Consider the following 18,779-nt stretch of genomic DNA (forward strand, 5'->3'; position numbering starts at 1 on the left):
GCCTCCGCGGCCCTCGGCGGCCGCCCACGCCGCGGCGGGGCCCGCCCCGAACGGGGTCCACGCCGCGCCGCGGGCGACCTGGGGCGCGATCGCCAGGAAGTCCTCGAACGACGCGATGGCCTGCGAGAGGGCGACGCCGCCGAGCATGAGCGGGATGAACAGCAGGACGGAGACGACGTCCCGCACCCGACGCCGGCTCGCGTAGGCGGCCAGGAGGCCGGCGAGGCCGGAGCCGATCGCCACGGCGGTCACCGCGGTCAGCGCGCCCCCGGCCAGGCCCGCCGCCAGCGCGGCCGGCCGGTCCCACCAGCTGGCCCCCAGGCCCACCAGCACGGCCAGCGTGGCGAGCCCGACCGGCGTCGTGAAGGCGCTCAGGACCAGCCCGGCGATGAGGGTGCGGGCCGGGACGGGGAAGAGCACGAAGCTGTGCGGGTCGAGGGTGGCGTCCACGCCCGTGACGAACGGCGGGATGACGAGCCAGGCGAGCACCACGACGGCGGCGGCCAGCACGGTCGTGGCGCCGCGGGCCTCGTCCGGCAGGGCGGGCAGGCCCGTGACGAGCAGCGTCACCGCCACGGCGGCCATGCCGAGCACGTACAGCGCGCCGAGCACGCTCATCACCAGGGTGAACGGGGACCGCCGCCACTGGTTCAGGGTCAGCGTCCAGCGCAGTCGGACGAGCGTCAGAGCCATGCCAGCCCCTCCGAGCCGTGGCGGCCGCCGACGAGGTCCACGAAGCGGTCCTCGAGGTCGTGCCCGTCCCGGACCTCCTCGAGCGTGCCGGCGGCCCGCAGCGTCCCGGCCGCGATCACGGCGACGTGGGTGCACATGCGCTGGACGAGGTCCATCACGTGGCTCGAGACGATCACGGTGCCGCCCCGCTCCACGTACGAGTGCAGGATGTCCCGGATGTTCGCGGCGGAGACCGGGTCCACGGCCTCGAACGGCTCGTCCAGGACGAGCAGGTCCGGGGCGTGGACCATGGCGGCCGCCAGGGACACCTTCTTGGTCATGCCGGCGGAGTAGTCGGCCACGAGCTTGCGGCCGGCGTCCTCCAGGTCCATCACCCGCAGCAGGTCCGCGGTCCGCTCGGCCACGGTGTCCGCGTCGAGGCCATGCAGCAGCCCGGCGTAGGTCATGAGCTGCGTGCCCGTGAGGCGGTCGAAGGTGCGCACGCCGTCGGCGAGCACGCCGACCCGTCGCTTGGCCTCGAGGGGCTGCTCCCACACGTCGACGCCGTGGATCCAGGCGCGGCCGTGGTCCGGGCGCAGCAGCCCGGTGGCCATCGACAGGGCCGTGGTCTTGCCCGCCCCGTTGGGCCCGACCACCCCGAAGAACGATCCGGCCGGGACGTCCAGGTCCAGCGCGTCCAGCGCCAGCTTGTCCCCGAACCGCTGGGTCAGCCCGCGCGTGACGAGGGCGAGGTCCGGATCGGGGGCGTCGGCCGCACGCCGACGGGCGGCGGCCGCCAGGTGGGCGGGGGCAGGCTCGGGCGCATGCGGAGACATGCCTGGGACCTTACCCACCGTCAGGCGGACACGGCGTCCTCCTCAGGGATGAACTGAGGGTCCCTCAGAACAGCGCTGCGGCCAGCCGACGCCGCGAGGCCTGCACACGGGGGTCGTCCGTGCCCACCACGGTGTAGAGGTCCACGAGGTGGGCGCGCGCCGTCTCGCGGTCGTCGCCGGGGTGGAGGGCGATGAACCGCACGAGCCGGGCGAAGGCGTCCTCCACGTGGCCGCCGAGCACGTCCAGGTCGGCGACGGCGAGCTGGGCGGCGACGTCGTCCGGGCCGTCCGCGGCGGCCGCGCGCACCGCCGCAGCGTCGGCGTCACGGGTGCGCAGCATGAGGCGGGCCGCGGACAGGCCCTGCTGGGCCACGGCGTCCGCGGGGCTGTCGGCCAGCGCCGCCTCCCACGCCGAGACGGCCCCGGGCAGGTCGTCGGCGGCGAGGGCCTCATGGGCGGCCCGGTGCAGCGGCGGCACGGGCGGAGCCTCCGCGGCCGCGGCGTCGGCGTCCTGGCGCGCCGGGGCGACGGGGGGCACGGTGCCGGCGACGCCGTTCTGACGGGCCACCTCGAGGATCTCCCCCATGAGCTGGCGCAGCGTCTCCTCCGGCACCTCCTGATTGACCAGCGGCACCGGCTGCCCCGCCACCACGGCCATGACCGCGGGGCCGGCCCCCAGGCCGAGCGCCTGCAGCACGGCGGGCTCCTTCGCCACGTCCAGACGCGCGAGCACGAGCCGTCCCGCCTGGGCGTCGACCGCGTCCGCGAACTGCCGGTAGAGCGCCTCGCTCGCCGCGTCCCCGGGCACGTGCAGGTGCAGCAGCACCGGCACCTGGGCGGAGAGCTGGACCAGCTGCTGCAGCAGACCCTGGTCGGCGTCCGCGATCACCCACGAGCCGCCGCCGGCGCCGGCGTCGGCCCCCGGCGCGGTCCGCCCGGCCGGGGCCGGGGTGCCGAGCGAGGACAGGTCGACGGCGCCGCGCAGGTGGGACGGGGCGTCGGAGGGGGGCTGGGCGGTCACGTCGGTCACGATCCTTCCGGTCCGGGTCCGCCCCGTCGCCGGCGCGAGGGGCGTTGTCACTGCGCCCCACGGTAGCCTCCCCGGCGTGGCGCGGTCAGGCCGGGGCCCTGACGTACGCTGAGCGCGTGGAGGAGAAGGAGACCGCATCCGGCCCGGACGCCGCCGGCGTCGCCGACGTCCGCGCCCCGGCCGAGCCCGAGGGCACCGAGCAGCCGCCCGTGGCCGGCATCCCCGTGGAGCCGGTCGGGGTGGCCGCCGCGCCGCCGTCGCACGGGCCGACGCCCGCCGGGCGTCGTCGACTGCCCCGCCTGGGCTCCGTCCTGCGGCGGCGCCGACCCTTCCTCGAGGAGGACCGGGTGGACCCCGAGTCGGTCCCCGTCGACGGCGCCGAGGATCCGGCGGTCGCGGCCGTGGCCGTCGAGTCCCCCGGGCTGACCGGCTTCCTGCTCGCAGTCGGCGTGGCCCTGGCCATCGGCGTCGTCTCGGTGCTGCGCACGAACGGACAGCTCATCGTGTGGATCGCCGCGGCCCTGTTCATCGCCCTGGGCCTGGATCCGCTGGTGCGCCGGGTCGAGTCCTGGGGCGCGCCCCGCTGGGTCGGCGTGCTCACGGCCGCGCTCGGCCTGGCCGCCGTGGCCGGGGCGTTCGTCGCCCTCCTGGTCCCCACGGTGATCGAGCAGTCCACGCAGCTGGTCCAGGACCTGCCGGCCATCATCGACGGGGTGATGACCGCCGAGTGGTTCGTGCAGCTCGACGAGGAGTTCCACCTCCAGGAGGCCGTTCGCGCCCAGACCGAGCGCCTCGCCGCCGACGGCGTCGCCGTCACCGACCTGTTCGGCGGGCTCCTCGGCTTCGGCCAGACCGTGCTGAACGCCGTCTTCTCGGTGCTCGTGGTGGTCGTGCTGACGCTGTACTTCCTCTCCTCCCTGCCGCACATGAAGTACTGGGCCTACCGGCTCGCACCGCGCTCGCGCCGGCCCCGGATCGAGGCGCTGTCCGAGCAGATCACCTCCTCGGTCGGCCACTACGTGATGGGCCAGTCCTTCGTGGCCGCCCTCAACGGCGCGGTGGCGTTCACGGCGCTGGCCATCGCCGGCGCCCCCTTCGCCGTCCTGCTCGCCGCGATCGCCGCCTTCATGGCGTTCATCCCGCTGGTGGGCGCCGCGATCGGCGGCACGCTGCTGACCCTCGTGAGCCTGCTGACGTCGTGGCAGACCGCCGCCGTGTTCGCGGCCATCTACTTCGTCTATCTGCAGATCGAGGCCTACGTCATCTCGCCGCGCGTCATGGCGCGCGCGGTGTCCGTGCCGGCGGCCGTGGCCGTGATCGCGGTGATCGCCGGAGGCGCGCTGCTGGGCGTCCTCGGCGCCCTCATGGCGATCCCGCTCGCCGCCGCGCTGCTGCTGCTGGTCCGCGAGGTCTTCATCCCCCGTCAGGACGCCCGGTAGGCCCACGACGGCGGCGCGGCCCGGACCGTCGCGGTCAGCGGCTCGGGCGGGTGCGCCAGCACACCGGGTGCCAGTGCCGCCGGTCCGCTCCCGCGTCCTCGTCCCCCATGATCCAGTCGGCGCGCCAGGCCACGAGGTGCGCCTGGCCCTGCCGGATCACCCGGCCGCAGCCGGGGCACGTGTAGTCCTTCACCGCGCGCCACGCGGGGATCTGCCGGACGTGCCAGCCGCCGTCGGACCCGGACTGGCGCGAGTAGCCCGCGTCCAGGCCGAGGAGCTCCTCGAGCGGGTCGGACCGCCCCGGCGACGGCCGGGACCGCCGGGAGACGCCGGAGGCCCCGCGCTCGCTCCGCCGAGGCGCGGACGAGCGGCGGGGACGGTTCGAACGGGGCATGTCCCCATGCTGACACACGAGCGGGTGGGCACGGTCCGCCTAGGATGGACCGGTGCGACTCGTCATTGCCCGCTGCTCCGTGACCTATGAGGGCCGCCTGAACGCCCACCTGCCCACCGCCACCCGCCTGCTCATGGTGAAGGCGGACGGCTCGGTGCTGGTGCACTCCGACGGCGGTTCCTACAAGCCCCTCAACTGGATGTCGCCGCCCGCGACCCTGCACGTGGAGGAGCCCTCCCCCGACCAGGCCGACCAGGGGGTGACGCAGGTCTGGCGCGTGCAGGCCAAGAAGTCCGACGACCGACTCATCGTGCTCATCGAGGAGGTCCTGGCGGACGACTCCCACGAGCTCGGCGTGGACCCCGGCCTCGTCAAGGACGGCGTGGAGGCGGATCTGCAGCGTCTGCTGGCCGAGCAGATCAGCCTGCTCGGCGACGGCCACACCCTCGTGCGCCGCGAGTACATGACGGCGATCGGCCCCGTGGACATCCTGGCCCGCGACGCCGACGGCGGCACCGTGGCGGTCGAGCTCAAGCGCCGTGGGGACATCGACGGGGTCGAGCAGCTCACCCGCTACCTCGAGCTGATGAACCGGGACCCGCTCCTGGCGCCCGTGCGCGGCGTGTTCGCGGCCCAGCAGATCAAGCCCCAGGCCCGCACCCTCGCCGAGGACCGCGGCATCCGCTGCGTCACCCTCGACTACGACGCGATGCGCGGCGTGGACGACGCCGAGTCCCGCCTGTTCTGAGGCGCCGGGCGGGCTCAGCGGCGCCAGAAGGACGACGCCGCGGACGGCCCCGCCTCGCTCCAGGCGCGCAGGGCGCCGGCGTCGTCGGGGTCGACGACGACGCGCACCGGACGTGTGCCGGCGCTCAGCTCCAGGACGGCCCGGCCGGCCTCGTCCGCCGGGAGGCGGTCGATCTGCAGGCGGCTCCGGTCCGCGCTCCAGCGCTCTCGCGAGAGGCGCCAGCCCCCGGTGAGGCGCAGGCGGGACTCGTCGTACACGCCGATCACACGCTCACGCCCCGGGCCCTCCCGCTCCAGGACCGCAGGGAAGGCGGCCGTGACACGGGCGAGGGCCCGGCGCCGCATCACCAGGGCGAGTGCCGACAGCACGATGACTGCCACCACGGTCGCCGAGGCGATGAGCACCGGGCCCTCCACCGTCAGGTCCTGCCGCGCCGCGTCAGGCCGCCGCGGCGTCGCCCAGCCGGGCGGACGTCGCGGCGATCACGACACGGTCGTGGTCCACGGAGAAGAAGCCGCCGCGGGCCTGCGCGGTGACGGTGCCGCCGTCCGTGGTCCGCACCACGACCTCGCCGTCGCCGAGGACGGCGAGCATCGGGGTGTGGCCCGGGAGGATGCCGATCTCACCGTTGACGGTGCGCGCCGACACGGCCGACGCGGCGCCCGACCAGATGGACCGCTCCTCGGAGACGATCTCGACGTTGAGCTCAGCCATGATCGATCAGCCCTCGGCCTGGATCTTGGCCCACTCGCGCTCGACGTCGTCCAGGCCGCCCACGTTGTAGAAGGCCTGCTCCGCGACGTGGTCCAGGTCGCCGTCGGCGATGGCCTTGAAGCCCTCGACGGTGTCCTTGACCGGCACGGTGGAGCCCTCGACGCCGGTGAACTGCTTGGCGGTGTAGGTGTTCTGCGAGAGGAACTGCTCGATCTTGCGGGCGCGGCCCACGGTGATCTTGTCCTCCTCGGAGAGCTCGTCCACACCGAGGATCGCGATGATGTCCTGCAGCTCCTTGTTCTTCTGCAGGATCTGCTTCACGCGGATGGCCACGTCGTAGTGGTCCTGGCCCACGTACTGCGGGTCGAGGATGCGCGAGGTCGAGGCCAGCGGGTCCACGGCCGGGTACAGGCCACGGGACGCGAGGTCACGGGTCAGGTTGGTGGTCGCGTCCAGGTGCGCGAACACGTTGGCCGGGGCCGGGTCGGTGTAGTCGTCCGCGGGGACGTACACGGCCTGCATCGAGGTGATGGAGTGGCCGCGGGTCGAGGTGATGCGCTCCTGGAGCACACCCATCTCGTCCGCCAGGTTCGGCTGGTAGCCCACGGCGGAGGGCATGCGGCCCAGCAGCGTGGAGACCTCGGAACCGGCCTGCGAGAAGCGGAAGATGTTGTCGATGAACAGCAGCACGTCCTGGTTCTGCACATCGCGGAAGTACTCCGCCATGGTCAGCGCGGACAGGGCCACACGCAGACGCGTGCCCGGCGGCTCGTCCATCTGGCCGAACACGAGGGCGGTGTCCTTCAGGACGTCCGCCTCGTCCATCTCGACCCAGAGGTCGTTGCCCTCACGGGTGCGCTCGCCGACGCCGGCGAACACGGAGGTGCCGCCGAAGTTGCGGGCCACACGGGTGATCATCTCCTGGATGAGCACGGTCTTGCCCACGCCGGCGCCGCCGAACAGGCCGATCTTGCCGCCCTTGATGTAGGGGGTCAGCAGGTCGATGACCTTGATGCCGGTCTCCAGCATCTCGGTGGAGCCCTCGAGGGACGCGAAGTTCGGGGCCGGGCGGTGGATCGGCCAGCGGTCCTCGGCCTGCAGCTGCGAGGCGGGCATGTCCAGGGTCTCGCCGAGCACGTTGAAGATGTGGCCCTTCACGGCGTCGCCGACCGGCACCGAGATGGGGGCGCCGGTGTCCACGACGTCGGTGCCGCGCACCAGGCCGTCGGTGGACTGCAGGGAGATGGCGCGGACCATGTTGTCGCCGAGGTGCTGGGCGACCTCGAAGGTGACCGTGCGGCGCTGGCCGTTGAGGTCGATCTCGGTGGTCAGCGCGTTGTAGATCTCCGGCATCGCGTTGGCCGGGAACTCGGCGTCGATCACGGGGCCGATGACGCGGGACACGCGTCCGGTGGCACCGCCGGTGGGGGTCCCGGTGCCCTGGTCAGTGATGGTGGCAGTCATCTCTCTCACTTCTATCGTGTGTGGATGGCGAGTCTGGTGAGTCCCGAACGGGCTCAGGAGTTGTTGAGCGCGTCCGCGCCCGCGATGAGCTCGGTGAGCTCCTGGGTGATCTCGGCCTGACGGGCGTTGTTCATCAGGAGCGTGTAGTCCTTGATGAGGCTCGTGGCGTTGTCGCCCGCCGACTTCATGGCGCGCTGACGGTTGGCGAGCTCCGAGGCCGCCGACTGCAGCATCGCGTTGAAGATGCGCGACTCGATGTACTTGGGCAGCAGTGCGTCGAGGACCTCCTCCGCGTCCGGCTCGTACTCGTAGAGCGGCAGCACGTCCTCGGCGGTGGCGGCCTCCTCCTCGACGACCTCGAGGGGCAGCAGGCGCACCACGTGGGGGTTCTGCTTCACGAGCGAGACGAACTCGGTGAACACGACGTGGATCTCGTCCACGCCGCCGTCCGCCGTGTCCGTGAGGAACGCGTCCACGAGCACCTCGCCGATCTCGGCGGCGCGCTCGGCGACGGGGGCGTCCGTCTGACCGGTCCACAGCTTCTTGTAGCCGCGGCCGCGGAAGTCGAAGTACGTCTGCGCCTTGCGGCCGACGACGTACACGTCCACGTCCTTGCCCTCCTCGCCGAGGCGGGAGAGGAGCTGCTCGGCCTTGCGCAGCACGTTCGCGGAGTACGCGCCGGCGAGGCCGCGGTCCGAGGACATGATGAGCACGGCCGCCCGGGTCGGGTTCTCGGGCTCCGTGGTGAGGACATGATCGATGTCGTGCTGGCTCGACACGGCCGAGACGGCGCGGGTGATCGCGTTCGCGTAGGGCAGCGACGCGCTGACGCGCTCACGTGCCTTGGTGATGCGAGACGTGGCGATCAGCTCCATCGCCTTGAAGATCTTCTTCATCGACGACGTCGACGCGATCTTCTGACGGTAGACCCGGATCTGGGCTCCCATGGTGGTCCTTTCCCTGGCGGGAGGGCGGTCCGGCGTCGTCCCCGTGGGGTCCGACGCCGGACCGCTCCCTCACCGACCGGCGGTCAGCGCTTCTGCTTGGTGATCTGCTCCTGCGCGACCTGGTCCTGCTCGATCGCGCGGTGCTCCTCGTGGCCGGCCTGCACGCCGCCGTCCTCGGAGGACTGGAAGCCCTTGGAGAACTCGGCGACGGCAGACTCGAGCGCGGACACGGTGCCGTCCTCGAGCTTGCCGGTGGAGGCGATGTCGGTCAGGACGGAGGTGTGGCGACGCAGGTGGTCGATGAACTCGCGCTCGAAGCGCAGCACGTCCTGCACCGGCACCTCGTCGAGGTGGCCCTTGGAGCCGGCCCAGATGGACACGACCTGCTCCTCGACCGGGTAGGGCGAGTACTGCGGCTGCTTGAGCAGCTCCATGAGGCGCTCACCGCGGGCGAGCTGGCGGCGGGTGGCCGGGTCCAGGTCCGAGGCGAACATGGAGAACGCCTGCTGGTCGCGGTACTGCGCCAGGTCCAGCTTCAGCGTGCCGGAGACCTTCTTCATGGCCTTGACCTGGGCGGCGCCGCCCACGCGGGACACCGAGATGCCCACGTCCACGGCGGGACGCTGGTTGGCGTTGAACAGGTCCGACTGCAGGAAGATCTGGCCGTCGGTGATGGAGATGACGTTGGTCGGGATGTAGGCCGAGACGTCGTTCGCCTTGGTCTCGATGATCGGCAGGCCGGTCATCGAGCCCGCGCCCATCTCGTCCGAGAGCTTGGCGCAGCGCTCGAGGAGCCGGGAGTGCAGGTAGAAGACGTCGCCCGGGTAGGCCTCGCGGCCCGGCGGGCGGCGCAGCAGCAGGGAGACGGCGCGGTAGGCCTCGGCCTGCTTCGACAGGTCGTCGAAGATGATCAGCACGTGCTTGCCGCCGTACATCCAGTGCTGGCCGATGGCCGAGCCGGCGTAGGGGGCGAGGTACTTGAAGCCGGCCGGGTCGGACGCCGGGGAGGCCACGATGGTGGTGTACTCCAGGGCGCCGTGCTCCTCCAGCGTCGCGCGGACGCCGGCGATGGTGGAGGCCTTCTGGCCCACGGCCACGTAGACGCAGCGGACCTGCTTCTCGACGTCGCCCGACTCCCAGTTGGCCTTCTGGTTGAGGATCGTGTCGACGGCGATCGCGGTCTTGCCGGTCTGGCGGTCACCGATGATCAGCTGACGCTGGCCACGGCCGATCGGGATCATGGCGTCGATGGCCTTCATGCCGGTCTGCAGCGGTTCGTGGACCGACTTGCGCTCGGTCACGGTCGGCGCCTGCAGCTCGAGGGCACGGCGGCCCTCGGCCTCGATCGGGCCCAGGTCGTCGATGGGCTGGCCCAGCGGGTCCACCACGCGGCCCAGGAAGGCGTCGCCCACCGGGACGGAGAGGATCTCGCCGGTGCGCTGCACCTCCATGCCCTCGCGGATCTCCTGGAACTCGCCGAGGACGACGACACCGATCTCGCGGGTGTCGAGGTTCTGGGCCAGGCCCTGGATGCCGTTCTCGAAGCGCAGCAGCTCGTTCGCCATGACGGAGGGCAGACCCTCCACACGAGCGATGCCGTCCGCCGCGGAGATGACACGGCCGACCTCGGTGCGATCGGTGCCCGACGGTTCGTACGATGCCGCGAAATCGTTCAAGGCATTGCGGACATCGTCAGCGTTGATGGTCAATTCGGCCATCTGCAGTCCCTGCTCTCTGTGCTTGGTGATCATCGACGTGACGATGATGCTTACGTTCGTGGGTGTTCCGGATGCGGGCGGGAGCCGGCCTCAGCCGGCCATCCGCCGCTGGAGGTCGTGGAGGCGCGAGGCCATGGACCCGTCGACGACGTCGTCGCCGACCTGGACGCGGATGCCGCCCACCACGTGGGGGTCCACCGTCACGTCCATGACGAGATCGCGGCCGAAGGCGCGGCGCAGGCCCAGGGCCAGCCGCTCCTGCTGCTCGGCCTCGAGCGGCCGGGCCACGGTCACCTCTGCGATCCACTGGCGCTGCCGCTCGGCGACGACGTCCGCGGCCTTGCGGACGGCGGCGGACGGCTTCAGGCCGCGCGGGGCCGAGACGGCGCGTTCGACCAGCAGTCGGCCGGCCGGGCTGGCCGACTCACCCAGGAGACGACCGGCCAGAGCGGCCCGTGCCTCGAGGGGTGCGTGCTGATCGGTGAGCGCCCGCTGCACCTCGTGCGAGTCCTCGACCGTGCGGTTGAAGGCCAGCAGCTCGCCCGAGAGGGCAGCCAGGCCCGCGTGTCCGCCGCGTGCGGCCTCCGCGGCGGCCGCGTGCGCGGCCACCGTCTCGAGGGCGTCCCCGAGATCGCGCTCCGCCGACCAGCGGCGGCCGGCCAGGTCCTTGAGGACCTGCAGTGCACCGGGGGTCACCCGGGCGCCGAACAGCGAGTCGACGAGGCCGTGACGGCGCTCGGTGGTCCAGGCGGGGTCGGTCAGGGCGCGGCGCAGGGCGCCGTGCTCGTCCACCACGTCCAGCGCGCCGAACAGCTCGCGTGCCAGGGCCACGCCGCCCTCGTCCAGCACCGGACCGACAGCCTCCAGGGAGGCGGCCAGGGAGTCCCTCGATGCGCCCGTCATCATTCGGCGACACCTGCGCTCTGGTGACGGTCCAGGTCAGCCAGGAAGCGGTCGACCACGCGCTGCGAGCGGGCGTCGTCCTCGAGGGACTCGCCCACGATCTTGCCGGCCAGGGTCGTGGCCAGCGAGCCGACCTCGGCCTTGAGCTGCGCGGCGGCCTGCTGACGCTCGGCGGCGATCTGCGCCTGCGCCTGCTCGGAGATGCGCGTCGCCTCGGCGGTCGCGCGCTCGCGCGCCTCGGCCACGATCTCGGCGGCCTCGGTGCGGGCATCCTCGCGGATGCGATTCGCCTCGGTGCGGGCGTCCGCCAGCTGCGACTCGTAGTCCGCCATCATCGCGTTCGCCTCGGCCTGGGCCTTCTCAGCCTTGGCCAGACCGCCCTCGATCGCCTCGACACGGTCCTGGTAGGACTTCTCGAGGGTCGGGACGATGAACTTGATGACGATGAACATGAGCAGGGCGAAGCCCACCACGACGACGAGGATCTCCCACGGGTTGGGGATCAGGGGGTTGGCCCCCTCAGCCGCCGCGAGGATCAGTCCGTTGCTGATCATGTTTCAACCATCCTTCGGTCAAGAGTCCTGTGGAGAGGGAGCACCGACGGTCACACCGTGCGGGCGCTCCGTGGACGCGGCGCGTCAGGCGCCGATGACGAAGGCGAAGACGAGGCCCAGGATGGCGAGGGCCTCGGCGAGCGCGAAGCCCAGGAGGGCGATCGGCTGCAGGATGCGCTGGGCCTCCGGCTGACGGGCGACGCCGTTGATGTAGGCGGCGAAGATCAGGCCCACGCCGATGGCGGAGCCGATGGCGGCGAGGCCGTAGCCGATCATGTTGAGCGAACCGTGCAGTTCCATGGTGTTCCTTTCACGAGGCCGAGGTGTCCGGCCGGGTTGTGGAGGGTCGGCCTCCCGGGTGGTCCTCCTGCGGAGGGCCGGGAAGACTGGTGGCGGGCTCTCCCGCCGTACCGCGGCCGCCTGGGTCGTGCCCGAGGCGGCCCCGGAAGATCAGTGGTCGTTCGCGTCGATCGCGCCCTGGATGTAGATCGCGGTCAGCAGCGTGAAGACGAAGGCCTGCAGGTACATGATCAGCAGCTCGAGGAAGTACAGGGCCACCGAGCCGAGGATGACCAGGATGCCGGTCCCCTGCAGGGCCAGGCTGCCGGTCTGCGTGATCAGGTAGGCGGCGCCGGCGCCGGCCAGCATCACGATCATGTGGCCGGAGAGCATGGTGGCCATCAGACGCAGGGAGTGGGTCAGCGGGCGCACGATGAAGTTGGAGATGATCTCCAGCGGCACGAGCAGCGGCAGGATCCAGCCGGGCACACCGGAGGGCACGACGGCCAGCTTCAGGTAGCGCACGCCGTGGCGCTTGATGCCGACGCCGATCCAGATCGCGTAGACGATGAGGGCCAGGCCGTAGGCGGCGCCCGCGTGGGAGAAGGTCGGCAGCTGCAGCACCGGGATGGCGCCGAACAGGTTGTTCAGCAGCACGAAGAAGAAGATGGAGAAGAGCAGCGGGACCCACTGCTTGAAGTTCTTCTCGCCCAGGATGTCCTTCGCGATGTCGTTCCGGACGAAGGAGTAGCCGGACTCGGCGAGCCACTGGGCCTTGCCGGGCACGAGCCGGGGACGGCGCATGGCCCACGCGAAGAAGGCGGTGATGAGCACCACGGAGAGCAGGACGAGCAGCATCTGCTTGCCGAAGCCGGTGCCGTACTCCGCACCCCAGGGGAAGATCTCCGGGAGGTGACCATCAGAGATGGTGGGGGGCACGAATGATGCGTTGGCCAGCACGAGGGTCAGCACGCGGTTCCTCTCCGAAGTGATGCAGTCGACGGGACCGCAGCCTCGTCCCCGGACCACAGGCGGGCGCCGCGACATTGCGGGGGTACCGGTGCGATGCGAGACACGGATGGCGGCAGATGGGCGCCGTCGAAGTGTTCGCCGCCAACGATACCAAACGGTGACCCGTGCTCCGTACCGCAGAAGGGACCCACGGCATGGCCCCCGGCTCGGTGTCTTCGCCCCTCGGGCGGGTCAGTCGGCGTAGATCCCGCGGCGGGTCCGGGCGAACACGAGGACCTCCGCGGCCTGCCAGACGAGGATCGTCACGAGGGCGGCGATCGCCGCCGCGTCCGCCCGGACCCAGCCGGGGCGGGGCAGGACCCCCAGCAGCACCGCGAACACCGCGATCTTGAGCACGAACAGCCCCACGCTGACCGGCAGCGCCGCCTCGCGCGCCCGGTCCCAGACGAGTGCCGTCGTCGCCCCGGTGAGCGCCGAGAGCGCAAGCACCGCGCCGCCGCCCAGCAGGGCGCTCCCGGCCGCCTCCCCGCCGGCGGAGAGCAGCCACGCGGCGCACGTGATCGCCAGGGCAGCCCCCGCCGCGGCCAGGGACCACCCGAGGATCCCCCACCAGCCACGGCGGTTCTCCCAGCGGCGCCGGCGTCGGCGGCCGCCCGCCCCGGTCACGCGTCCCCCCGCTCGTCCGGGTGGGCCGCGGCGTCGTTCCGGACCGCGCGACGGCGCTCCACGATCGGATGCAGGGTGAGGTAGCCGGCTCCGGCCAGGGCCACGGCGAGCACGGGCAGGACGATCATGTGGTCCACGAAGTTCAGGGACACAGCGCCCCATGCCACGAGGAACGCCCAGAGCCAGAGCAGCGCGACGGCCTGCGCCTGGGTGTAGCCGCCGTCCACGAGCTTGTGGTGCAGGTGCCCGCGGTCCGCCGAGAAGGGGCTGGTGCCCTTGGCCGTCCGTCGCAGCACGGCCAGGGCGAGGTCCGCGAGCGGCAGGGCGAGGACGGCGACGGGCAGCAGGATCGGCATGTAGGCGGGGACGTTGCGGAAGCGCATCCCGTCCAGGGCGTTCACGTCGGCGGTCACGGCGACCGCGGCCGCGGCCATCAGCAGGCCGATGAGCATGGCCCCCACCTCGCCCATGAAGATGCGGGCCGGGGCAAGGTTCCACGGCAGGAAGCCCACGCACGCGCCGACGAGCAGGGCCATGAGCAGGGTGGCGAGGTTGGCGTAGTCGAACTGGTTGATGGTCCGCGTCAGCAGATACGAGTAGACGAAGAAGGCCGAGCCGCCGATCAGCGCGACGCCCGCCGCCAGGCCGTCCAGACCGTCCACGAAGTTGATCGCGTTCATCGTCAGCACCACGGCGAACACCGTGAGGATGACCTGCGTGGTCTCGTTCCCCACCGGGATCCAGCCCACCGGCATCGCCTCGATGCGGATCCCGCCGAGGGCCACCGCGAGTCCGGCCAGCACCTGGCCGGCCATCTTCACCCACCAGCGCAGGTCCCACATGTCGTCGGCGATGCCCACGACGAGCACGACGGCGACGGCGACCAGGAGCCCGCGCATCGCGGCGTCGTCCGCGTAGATCCCCTGGAGGAACGGCACGATGCCCCCGACGGCGAATCCCACCAGCACGGCCGCGGCCATGGCCACGCCGCCCAGCTTCGGCACGGGGTGCCGGTGCACATCCCGCTGGCGCAGCGGGGTGAACACGCGCGCGCGCAGCCCCAGCCGGCGCATGAGGGGCGTCAGGGCCCCGCAGGCGACGGCCGTGACCACGACCAGGACGAGATACGCGCGCATGGGGGCCGGTCAGGCCTCCCGGTCGGCGGGGCGCGCCGCAGCGGTGTCCTCGGCGGCCGCGATCCGCTCGGCGGCGACCGGCGGCTCCTCGCCCTCGGCGAGCAGGTCCGGCACCACCGCGCGCAGTTCCTCCAGGGGCACGGAGCCCTGCCGGGCGACGCGGAACGGGGTGACGGTGCAGTCCACGATCGTCGAGGGATCCCGGCTCTCGCGGGGGCCGGCGTCGAGGTAGAGGGCCACGGACTCCCCCAGCATCGAGCGGGCGGCGTCGGCGGTGGTGGCGGCGTCCATGCCGGTGCGGTTCGCGCTGGAGACGGCCATGGGGCCGACGGCGTAGAGCAGTTCGCGGGCCACCGCGTCGTCGGGCACGCGCAGGGCGACGGTGCCGCGGGTCTCGCCGAGGTCCCAGGTCAGCGTGGGCTGGGACTTGAGGATGAGCGTGAGGGCGCCGGGCCAGAAGCGCTCGGCGAGGGCCTCGGCCTCCTCCGGCACGTCGTACGCGAGGCCGGCCATGACGCGGCGGTCCGCGATGAGCACGGGCGGCGGCATGGTGCGGCCACGGCCCTTGGCGGCCAGCAGCACGGCCACGGCCAGGGGGGAGAACGCGTCCGCTCCGATGCCGTAGACGGTGTCCGTCGGCAGGACCACGCAGCCGCGGTCCGCGAGGACCTCGCGGGCGCGGGCCACGGCATTCTCGAGGGCGGCCGGATCCGAGACGTCGATGAAGTCACTCACGTAGGTCATTCTTCCACCTCCGCGCCCGCCGCGGCTTCGCAGGACCGGCGCGCCGTCAGGAACCGGTCTCGTCCGGTGAGGTCCGGGTGCACGCGGACGCCCGTGAACCGGGGGTCCGCGCCGAGGGCGGCCAGGAGGGCCGGGCCCTGCGTCTCGTGGTGCTCCATGGCGAAGAGGCCGCCCGGGGCGAGCAGGTCCGCCGCCCGGTGCGCGATGGCCCGCGGGATCCGCAGCCCGGGCGCGTCCCCGCCGTAGAGCGCCCGCGCCGGGTCCAGTCGGGCCTCCGGTTGGACGGGCACCTCGGCCTCGGGCACGTAGGGCGGGTTGCTCACGACGACGTCCACGCGGCCCTCGAGGTCGGGGCATGCGACAAGGGCATCACCTTGTCGCAGGTCGACCCCGCGCGGGGCGAGGTTCCGCCGGGCCCAGTCGGCCGCCGTCGGGTCGAGCTCGACGGCGGTGACGGCGAGCGGGCGGCCCCGCGCCTCGCCCCACGCCGCGACGGCCGCGGCGATCGCACCGGAGCCGGTGCACAGGTCCACCACGACGCCCGCCGCGGGCCGCGCGGCCAGGTCGGCCACGACGGTCTCCACGAGCAGCTCGGTCTCCGGCCGCGGAACGAAGACGCCCGGGCCGACCGCCAGGTCGAGCCCGTGGAAGTGCGCGACACCGGTCAGGTGCTGGACGGGCTCGCGGGCGGCGCGGCGCCCGACGAGCGCCTCGAACGCCGCCGCCTGCGCGGGTTCGGCCACGGCCCCGGCGAACACCCGGGCCAGCAGCGCGCCGCGGTCGAGTCCGAGCACATGGGCCAGCAGCAGCTCGGCGTCCACGCGCGGCGAGTCGGCGCCCGCCGCGGTCAGGCGGGCGGCGGCGTCGCGCAGCAGCGCGGACCAGGCCGGTGCGCTCACGCGTCCCCGCCCAGCGCGGCGAGCCGCCGCTCCTCGTCGAGGGCGAGGCAGGAGGCGATCACGGCCTCGAGGTCGCCGTCGAGGACCGCGTCGAGGTTGTGCGCCTTGTAGCCGGTGCGGTGGTCCGCGATCCGGTTCTCCGGGAAGTTGTAGGTGCGGATGCGTTCCGAGCGGTCCATGGTGCGCACCTGCGCGGCGCGCGCCGCGGAGTCCTCGGCGTCCTGCTCCGCCCGCTGCCGCTCGAGCAGCCGCGACCGCAGCACGCGCAGCGCGGCCTCGCGGTTCTGGATCTGGGACTTCTCGTTCTGCATGGAGACGACGATCCCCGTGGGCAGGTGCGTCAGGCGCACCGCGGAGTCGGTCGTGTTGACGGACTGGCCGCCCGGCCCGGAGGAGCGGAAGACGTCCACCTTGAGGTCGTTCGGATCGAGGTGGACCTCGTCCGGGGCGTCCACCTCGGGCAGCACGAGCACGCCGGCGGCGGAGGTGTGGATGCGGCCCTGGGACTCGGTGACGGGCACGCGTTGCACGCGGTGCACGCCGCCCTCGAACTTGAGCCGGGCGTAGACGCCGTCGGCCGGGTCGGCCGCGCTCCCCCGCACCGCCACATGGACGTCCTTGTAGCCGCCCAGGTCGGAGTGCGTGGCGGAGAGGACCTCCGTCTTCCAGCCCCGGGACTCGGCGTAGCGCAGGTACATGCGCAGCAGGTCGCCGGCGAACAGGGCCGCCTCCTCGCCGCCCTCGCCGCCCTTGATCTCGAGGATCACGTCGCGCGCGTCGTCGGGGTCGCGCGGGATCAGCAGCCGGCGCAGCCGTTCGGCGGCCTCCGCCTCGGCCGCCTCCAGACCGGGCACCTCGGCCGCGAAGGCCGCCGCGTCGTCGTCGCCGGCCGCGGCCAGCTCCCGCGCGTCGGCCAGCTCCTCCGCCGCCGCCGACCAGGCGCGGTGGGCCGTCACCACGGCGCCGAGCTCGGCGAACCGCCGGTTCAGCCGCCGGGCGAGTGCCGGGTCCTGGTGCACCGCCGGGTCGGACAGGCGCGCCGTCAGCTCGCGATGCTCCGCCAGGAGCCGATCCACGGCCTCGCGCCGCTGGTCCGAATCGAACACGTGCGTGCCTCTCCTCCTCCGGCCTCAACGGGCCGGGCTGTCCGACGCGGACGGCCCCGCCCCGTCCGGCGGAGACGAGCTCCCCCGGGCGAGACGGGGCCGTGCGACGGGACGGTCAGTCGTCGCCCTTGGACCCCAGCGTGGTCTTGGAGACCAGCATGAGGAACTCGGCGTTGGACGCGGTGTCCTTGATCTTGTTGGTGAGCAGGTCGAGGGCCTGCTGCTGCTCGAGGCCGGAGAGCACCCGGCGCAGCTTCCACATGATCTTGACCTCCTCCTGCGAGAGCAGGGCCTCCTCGCGGCGGGTGCCGGACGCGTTGACGTCCACCGCCGGGAAGATGCGGCGCTCCGCGAGGTGGCGGGACAGGCGCAGCTCCATGTTGCCGGTGCCCTTGAACTCCTCGAAGATCACCTCGTCCATGCGCGAGCCGGTCTCGACCAGCGCGGTGGCCAGGATGGTCAGCGAGCCGCCGTTCTCGATGTTGCGGGCGGCGCCGAAGAACTTCTTCGGCGGGTACAGCGCCGAGGAGTCAACACCGCCGGAGAGGATGCGGCCCGAGGCCGGGGCGGCCAGGTTGTAGGCGCGGCCCAGGCGGGTCATGGAGTCGAGCAGCACGACGACGTCGCGGCCCATCTCCACGAGGCGCTTGGCGCGCTCGATGGCCAGCTCGGCGAGGGTGGTGTGGTCGTCCGCCGGGCGGTCGAACGTGGAGGCGATGACCTCGCCGTCCACCGACCGCTGCATGTCGGTGACCTCCTCGGGGCGCTCGTCGACGAGCACCATCATGAGGTGGACCTCGGGGTTGTTCGTCTTGATCGCGTTGGCGATCGACTGCAGGATCATCGTCTTGCCGGCCTTGGGCGGGGAGACGATGAGGCCGCGCTGGCCCTTGCCGATGGGGCTGACCAGATCGATCACGCGGGGACCGATCAGCTTGGGATCCGTCTCCAGGCGCAGGCGCTCCTGCGGGTACAGCGGCACGAGCTTGCCGAACTCCACGCGCTGCGGGTGCTCGACGGCGGGCTGACCGTTGACCGAGGAGATCTTCACCAGGGCGTTGAACTTCTGACGGTTGGAGCCGCCGCCGTGGTGCTGCTGCTTCTCGCCGTCGCGCGGGGCGCGGATGGCGCCGACGACGGCGTCGCCCTTGCGCAGACCGTACTTCTTCACCATGGCCAGGGAGACGTAGACGTCGTTCGGGCCCGGCAGGTAGCCGGAGGTGCGGACGAACGCGTAGTTGTCCAGCACGTCGAGGATGCCGGCCACGGGCTGCAGGACGTCGTCCTCGGTCAGCTCGGTCTCGTCGACCTCGGGGCCGCCGCGGCCACGGCGGTTGCGGCCGCGCTCGTTGCGGTTGCGGCGGTTGCGACGGTTGCGGCCGCCCTCGTCGTCGCGGTCGTCGCGGCGGCTGCGGTCCCCGCGTCCGCCGTCGCCCCGGCCGCCGTCCTCGGACGTGTCGCCGCGCTGCTCGCGGGAGCCGTCGCGGCCGTTCTCACGGTCCCGATTGTTCTCGCGGCCGTTCTCGCGGTCGCGGCCGTTCTCGCGGTCGCGGCCGTT

20 protein-coding genes and 1 pseudogene are annotated in these 18,779 nt (G+C 72.6%); 2 read left to right on the forward strand and 19 right to left on the reverse strand.

Translation table 11 applies throughout. The features are described from left to right. From SJ20_RS05380 to SJ20_RS05390, 3 genes and pseudogenes are all read right to left on the reverse strand, one after another. Positions 1-693, reverse strand: a pseudogene (locus tag SJ20_RS05380) (Tat (twin-arginine translocation) pathway signal sequence); the annotation flags it as partial. Then, a complete protein-coding gene (locus tag SJ20_RS05385; protein ID WP_044659201.1) occupies positions 684-1,508 on the reverse strand; it encodes an ABC transporter ATP-binding protein in 825 nt (274 codons plus the stop codon). The pseudogene SJ20_RS05380 and the gene SJ20_RS05385, both read right to left, overlap by 10 nt. A gap of 64 nt (positions 1,509-1,572) precedes the next feature. After that, the gene (locus tag SJ20_RS05390; protein ID WP_225348405.1) at positions 1,573-2,529 is read right to left on the reverse strand and encodes a co-chaperone YbbN; all 957 of its coding nucleotides are present in this window, start codon (positions 2,527-2,529) and stop codon (positions 1,573-1,575) included. Between the two features lie 125 nt (positions 2,530-2,654). Between SJ20_RS05390 and SJ20_RS05395 the strand changes: the two genes are divergently transcribed. Beyond that, positions 2,655-3,977 carry an AI-2E family transporter gene (locus SJ20_RS05395; protein WP_036382174.1) on the forward strand — a complete coding sequence of 441 codons (1,323 nt, stop codon included), beginning with the start codon at positions 2,655-2,657 and terminating at the stop codon, positions 3,975-3,977. Between the two features lie 34 nt (positions 3,978-4,011). Here SJ20_RS05395 and SJ20_RS05400 read toward each other — a convergent pair whose 3' ends face one another. Then, a complete protein-coding gene (locus SJ20_RS05400; protein ID WP_036382177.1) occupies positions 4,012-4,371 on the reverse strand; it encodes a hypothetical protein in 360 nt (119 codons plus the stop codon). 52 nt (positions 4,372-4,423) lie between these two features. Between SJ20_RS05400 and nucS the strand changes: the two genes are divergently transcribed. After that, entirely contained in the window at positions 4,424-5,119 is a 696-nt protein-coding gene (gene nucS, locus SJ20_RS05405) for an endonuclease NucS (RefSeq protein ID WP_002857250.1), read from the forward strand. A gap of 14 nt (positions 5,120-5,133) precedes the next feature. On the opposite strand, the gene SJ20_RS05410 is transcribed toward nucS, so the two are convergent. The 15 genes from SJ20_RS05410 to rho form a co-directional block, all read right to left on the reverse strand. After that, positions 5,134-5,523, reverse strand: coding sequence for a DUF2550 family protein (locus SJ20_RS05410; RefSeq protein ID WP_230259842.1), 390 nt, complete (start codon positions 5,521-5,523; stop codon positions 5,134-5,136). Positions 5,524-5,557: 34 nt separating this feature from the next. Continuing rightward, on the reverse strand, positions 5,558-5,833 hold the full coding sequence (locus SJ20_RS05415; protein ID WP_036313044.1) for a F0F1 ATP synthase subunit epsilon: 276 nt from the start codon (positions 5,831-5,833) through the stop codon (positions 5,558-5,560). 6 nt (positions 5,834-5,839) lie between these two features. Beyond that, positions 5,840-7,297 (reverse strand): F0F1 ATP synthase subunit beta, encoded by a 1,458-nt coding sequence (gene atpD / locus SJ20_RS05420; RefSeq protein WP_044659202.1) that lies wholly within the window; start codon positions 7,295-7,297, stop codon positions 5,840-5,842. A 53-nt stretch (positions 7,298-7,350) separates the two neighbouring features. Then, positions 7,351-8,244 carry a F0F1 ATP synthase subunit gamma gene (locus SJ20_RS05425; RefSeq protein ID WP_044659203.1) on the reverse strand — a complete coding sequence of 298 codons (894 nt, stop codon included), beginning with the start codon at positions 8,242-8,244 and terminating at the stop codon, positions 7,351-7,353. An 83-nt stretch (positions 8,245-8,327) separates the two neighbouring features. Next, positions 8,328-9,962 (reverse strand): F0F1 ATP synthase subunit alpha, encoded by a 1,635-nt coding sequence (gene atpA / locus SJ20_RS05430; protein ID WP_036334989.1) that lies wholly within the window; start codon positions 9,960-9,962, stop codon positions 8,328-8,330. Positions 9,963-10,052: 90 nt separating this feature from the next. Beyond that, a complete protein-coding gene (locus SJ20_RS05435; RefSeq protein WP_044659210.1) occupies positions 10,053-10,865 on the reverse strand; it encodes a F0F1 ATP synthase subunit delta in 813 nt (270 codons plus the stop codon). Continuing rightward, positions 10,865-11,419, reverse strand: a complete 555-nt coding sequence (locus SJ20_RS05440; protein WP_044659204.1) for a F0F1 ATP synthase subunit B — start codon at positions 11,417-11,419, stop codon at positions 10,865-10,867. The genes SJ20_RS05435 and SJ20_RS05440 overlap by 1 nt, the downstream gene beginning before the upstream one ends. A gap of 84 nt (positions 11,420-11,503) precedes the next feature. Then, positions 11,504-11,719 (reverse strand): ATP synthase subunit C, encoded by a 216-nt coding sequence (locus SJ20_RS05445; RefSeq protein ID WP_002857264.1) that lies wholly within the window; start codon positions 11,717-11,719, stop codon positions 11,504-11,506. 150 nt (positions 11,720-11,869) lie between these two features. Then, positions 11,870-12,670 carry a F0F1 ATP synthase subunit A gene (gene atpB / locus SJ20_RS05450; protein WP_036382182.1) on the reverse strand — a complete coding sequence of 267 codons (801 nt, stop codon included), beginning with the start codon at positions 12,668-12,670 and terminating at the stop codon, positions 11,870-11,872. A gap of 231 nt (positions 12,671-12,901) precedes the next feature. After that, positions 12,902-13,336 carry a hypothetical protein gene (locus tag SJ20_RS05455; RefSeq protein WP_036341344.1) on the reverse strand — a complete coding sequence of 145 codons (435 nt, stop codon included), beginning with the start codon at positions 13,334-13,336 and terminating at the stop codon, positions 12,902-12,904. Continuing rightward, entirely contained in the window at positions 13,333-14,472 is a 1,140-nt protein-coding gene (locus tag SJ20_RS05460; protein WP_044659205.1) for an MraY family glycosyltransferase, read from the reverse strand. Before SJ20_RS05460 ends, SJ20_RS05455 begins: the two co-directional genes overlap by 4 nt. Before the next feature lie 9 nt (positions 14,473-14,481). Further along, a complete protein-coding gene (locus tag SJ20_RS05465; protein ID WP_044659206.1) occupies positions 14,482-15,216 on the reverse strand; it encodes an L-threonylcarbamoyladenylate synthase in 735 nt (244 codons plus the stop codon). Further along, positions 15,213-16,115 carry a peptide chain release factor N(5)-glutamine methyltransferase gene (gene prmC / locus SJ20_RS05470; RefSeq protein ID WP_044659207.1) on the reverse strand — a complete coding sequence of 301 codons (903 nt, stop codon included), beginning with the start codon at positions 16,113-16,115 and terminating at the stop codon, positions 15,213-15,215. The genes SJ20_RS05465 and prmC overlap by 4 nt, the downstream gene beginning before the upstream one ends. Then, positions 16,112-17,221, reverse strand: a complete 1,110-nt coding sequence (gene prfA, locus SJ20_RS05475; RefSeq protein ID WP_044659208.1) for a peptide chain release factor 1 — start codon at positions 17,219-17,221, stop codon at positions 16,112-16,114. The genes prmC and prfA overlap by 4 nt, the downstream gene beginning before the upstream one ends. Positions 17,222-17,336: 115 nt before the next feature. Then, positions 17,337-18,779, reverse strand: a 1,443-nt coding sequence (rho, locus tag SJ20_RS05480; RefSeq protein WP_044659209.1) for a transcription termination factor Rho, incomplete at its 5' end; no start/stop codon positions are given.

It is taken from the genome of Micrococcus sp. MS-ASIII-49 (assembly GCF_000946635.1).
GTDB lineage: Bacteria > Actinomycetota > Actinomycetes > Actinomycetales > Micrococcaceae > Micrococcus > Micrococcus luteus.

What these genes read in the sequence shown, in the direction of transcription:
- SJ20_RS05385 (WP_044659201.1), bottom strand. Translation starts at nt 1,508, where the DNA reads ATGTCTCCGCATGCGCCCGAGCCTGCCCCCGCCCACCTGGCGGCCGCC.
- SJ20_RS05400 (WP_036382177.1), bottom strand. Translation starts at nt 4,371, where the DNA reads ATGCCCCGTTCGAACCGTCCCCGCCGCTCGTCCGCGCCTCGGCGGAGC.
- SJ20_RS05415 (WP_036313044.1), bottom strand. Translation starts at nt 5,833, where the DNA reads ATGGCTGAGCTCAACGTCGAGATCGTCTCCGAGGAGCGGTCCATCTGG.
- atpD (WP_044659202.1), bottom strand. Translation starts at nt 7,297, where the DNA reads ATGACTGCCACCATCACTGACCAGGGCACCGGGACCCCCACCGGCGGT.
- SJ20_RS05425 (WP_044659203.1), bottom strand. Translation starts at nt 8,244, where the DNA reads ATGGGAGCCCAGATCCGGGTCTACCGTCAGAAGATCGCGTCGACGTCG.
- atpA (WP_036334989.1), bottom strand. Translation starts at nt 9,962, where the DNA reads ATGGCCGAATTGACCATCAACGCTGACGATGTCCGCAATGCCTTGAAC.
- SJ20_RS05435 (WP_044659210.1), bottom strand. Translation starts at nt 10,865, where the DNA reads ATGACGGGCGCATCGAGGGACTCCCTGGCCGCCTCCCTGGAGGCTGTC.
- SJ20_RS05440 (WP_044659204.1), bottom strand. Translation starts at nt 11,419, where the DNA reads ATGATCAGCAACGGACTGATCCTCGCGGCGGCTGAGGGGGCCAACCCC.
- SJ20_RS05445 (WP_002857264.1), bottom strand. Translation starts at nt 11,719, where the DNA reads ATGGAACTGCACGGTTCGCTCAACATGATCGGCTACGGCCTCGCCGCC.
- SJ20_RS05460 (WP_044659205.1), bottom strand. Translation starts at nt 14,472, where the DNA reads ATGCGCGCGTATCTCGTCCTGGTCGTGGTCACGGCCGTCGCCTGCGGG.
- SJ20_RS05465 (WP_044659206.1), bottom strand. Translation starts at nt 15,216, where the DNA reads ATGACCTACGTGAGTGACTTCATCGACGTCTCGGATCCGGCCGCCCTC.